The organism is Actinacidiphila sp. bgisy167, assembly GCF_057707665.1.
In genome coordinates this window covers 1-3,115 of sequence record NZ_JBYIQP010000174.1, presented here as the reverse complement: position 1 = coordinate 3,115, position 3,115 = coordinate 1, and the positions used below count along the sequence as shown (strand labels likewise).

2 protein-coding genes and 1 pseudogene are annotated in these 3,115 nt (G+C 67.9%); all 3 read right to left on the bottom strand.

Annotation, left to right across the window (positions count from 1 at the left end):
• Nucleotides 1–65: 65 nt before the first annotated feature.
• Nucleotides 66–1,250: a transposase gene (locus tag AC3ET4_RS30520; RefSeq protein ID WP_431955167.1), complete on the bottom strand. Its 1,185-nt coding sequence runs from the start codon at nucleotides 1,248–1,250 to the stop codon at nucleotides 66–68.
• On the bottom strand, nucleotides 1,247–1,552 hold the full coding sequence (locus tag AC3ET4_RS30515) for a transposase (RefSeq protein WP_431955165.1): 306 nt from the start codon (nucleotides 1,550–1,552) through the stop codon (nucleotides 1,247–1,249). Before AC3ET4_RS30515 ends, AC3ET4_RS30520 begins: the two co-directional genes overlap by 4 nt.
• 142 nt (nucleotides 1,553–1,694) lie before the next feature.
• Nucleotides 1,695–2,984, bottom strand: a pseudogene (locus tag AC3ET4_RS30510) (NF041680 family putative transposase); the annotation flags it as partial.
• Nucleotides 2,985–3,115: the final 131 nt, after the last annotated feature.

Sequence of the window (3,115 nt, the reverse complement as noted above, 5' to 3'; positions counted from 1 at the left end):
GTGTGGGTTTCGGTGCGGCCGCAGGATGGGCCGGAGGCTGTCGCATGACTTCCCCCGGCCGGGTGTCAAGAGCGCGATTTTGTGGTGCCGGCGAGGAGTTTGTTGAGGTTGTGGACGGTGCCGAGGAGCTTGATCTCGGTGTCGACGGCACGGTGGCCACGGTAGTTGAGGTGTCGGCCGAACCGTTGAAAGAGCTGGGCGAAGCCCGGCTCGACCAGGGCACTGCGCTGCCGGTACTGGGCTCGGCCGGTTGGGGTGGCCAGGCGAGCGGCCATGGCCTGGTGGCCGGCTCGAGCTTGCCGGCGCTTTGCGGGGAAACCCGCCTGATCGGCTTCGCTGGTGACCGAGACCAGCAGTGGTAGATCGGCGAGGGTCTCGAAGGAAGTGGCGGAGGCGTATCCGCTGTCGGCGAGCCAGAGTTGGATGTCGCCGGGGAGTCCGGCGGCCCGCTGGTTGTCCTGGATCTGCTTCACCATGGGGACCAGGGCCGTGCAGTCTGAGGGGTTGTCGTGCGTTTCGATGGCCAAGATGATCTGCCGCCGTGCGCAGGCGATCTGCAGGTTGTATCCCTGCAGGTAGCCGCCGTGCTTGCCCGGCAGCAGCCGCGAGTCCGGATCGCTGAGGCTTGCGCGGGAAGTCGGTGAGGGTTCCGGCCGGGGGTTGCGTGCGCGCTCCAGGTGCGCGATCGCCTTCGCGAGACGGGCCCACTGCCGCGTGAGGACGGTCTTGTGTTCCATGGGGACGGGCGGTCGGCCGTTGGCGCCGCGGCGACCTGCCGCCCGGTCGGCCTCGGCCCGGGACTGGTACTTCCTCAGTTTCTCCTGGTGGGCCGCTGTCTCCGCGGCGAGCCGCTTCTGTGCCCGAGCCACGATCCGTTCCGCGGCTTCGACCTTGATCCTGATCTCATTGGCCGAGGGCAGGGCCCGCTCATAGAGTCTGTCCCTGGCTGTGCGGGCCCGGCTGAGCAGGTCACTCAGCCGCGAAAGCCGGAGCCCATCGTCGCGGGCGTCGCCCTCCGCTCCCGCGCCGTCGTCGGCTTCGACGCGTCGTGCGTGGTCGCCCGCGTCATCCATGAGCGCGTTGATCTCGCTCTCGCACCGGACGATGACAGCTTCCAGGCGAGGCAACTGCTGGTTGGAATCGCGGGAAGCGTTAGCCTCCATCGGCGAGCCGTCCACGGCCACTGCCGACAGGTCCACCAGGCCGTGTCGGCCGCACAAGGCCAGCACCTGCAGGAACAGCTTCTTCAAGGCGTCGCGATGACGTCGGACGAACCGCGCGACGGTGGAGTGGTCGACCCCGCGGTTCGCGGTGATGATCCGGCAGCCCACATCGTCCCAGCAGGCCTGCTCGATGCGGCGGAGGAGCGTATGCCCTTGCTGTAGCAGTACAGGAGCAGCGCGACCAGGGTCACCGGCGGGTAGGCGGCGCCTCCCTGCCCGTCGGCGCGGTAGCCGTTTTCGAACGCCGAAAGATCGAGTTCCTCGACGACGTCGAGCACTCTCCAGCACAGGTGACCGGGCGGCAACCACTCCCGTGCACTCCGCGGCATCTCGAGATCACCTTCACGGTCGCACACCAGGAAGTTCCGCCCCACGAACCAAGAATCCGAGGCCTGCCCGGAAGCAGGAACCGAACAACGAATCGCTCTTGACACCCGGCCGGGGGAAGTCATGCGACAGCCTCGCCGCCGTCGCTCGGAGGTTGCGAAACCCGCGGCGGACGCGGGCTGGGGTGAGGCGACGGGGTTCGGTGCGTCGTTCCCAGGGCCGGCGTAGGTCCTCGGTGAGGGGTCGGGCGAGGCGGAGCTGGGTGTGAGCGGCGACGATGAGCCAGGTCCACAGGTCGGCGGTATCCGAGTGGCGGATCTTCGGGGCGGTCCAGCCGAGGGTTTGCTTCATCAGTCGGAAGGTGTGCTCGAGGTCGAAACGACGGAGGAACGACTGCCACCAGCGGTCCGCTTCCGCGGGTGTGGCGTCGGTAGCCGAGACCCACAGCCAGACGGGTTTCGGCTCGCGGTCGCCTGGCAGGTACTCGACCTCCAGGCGAAGCAACGTGCCGTGCAGGATGGGTAGTTCCTAGTCAGCGTGGTTGAGCCAAGGACCGCGGTGGGCGAGTCTGGGGTGCATCCTGTTCCAAGCCGTCGCTTTTGCTTTGCCGTAGCGGGTGGTGTCCGTGGATGTGGTGGTGTCGGGCTGGTGCCAGGTGTCGGGCTTGGCGAAGGTCAGGACGCCGCCGTGCCTGCGGGGTCGCCCGCCTTTCGGTCCAACCCGGGCGGGTCCCGGATCGCGGAGCATGACGCGGTCCGAGCGCAGGCGCCCGACCAGGACGACCGGCAGGTCTGTCAGGGCGTGGGAGAGGTAGGCGACGTCATAGCCGCTGTCCATGACGATCAGGATGTCGGGGTCGCCCGGCCGCCAGTGCCCGACAGCCATCAATCGGCCGACAACTTCTCGGAGTTGGCTGGCGGTGACCTGAGTGGCGTCGTCCGCTTGGCCCAGACGGACCGCGTCCAGGAGAGCGACCCAGGAGGTGCGGCCGGTCTCCAGGGCGGCGACAAAGGAGTAGGGCCAGCCGGGAATGAACTGGTCGGTGCTGCGGTCTCCGCGTCCGTAGACGTGGCAGAACAGCCGGTCGTCGCTGGTGGGCGCGTCGAGTCGCAGCCAGTGCGACACATCCACTGCAAGCACGATCCGCCCGTCGGCCGCCCTCGGCAGCGGAAGGCCTGCCAGGGCGCGGCGTAGTCGTGTCGGCTCGATCCAGCCCCGGTCCAGGGCCGCGTACAGGGCACCGTGCCCGCGCTGGTGCTCGGCGGCCAGCGACAGTTCGACCAGGGTCTTCACCGGCCCGTCCGCACACAGCACCGCATCGGTGAGCTCGAAGAGCGTGTCCGCACGGGCGTACAAGCAGTCGTAGAACTCGACCCGAAAGCGGGACAACACGTCCAACGCTTCACGTCCGGGCACATCAACGGGGAGACTCATGGGCAGCGGCCGTTCTCTCGCATTTCGTGACTCGACATCTCGAAGCGTGGAGAACGGCCGTTCCTGCTGTCCCAGGAAGAACCACAGGTCAGCAGGACGGGTGACCTGCGAGGTTAAACGTCAAGCTAAGG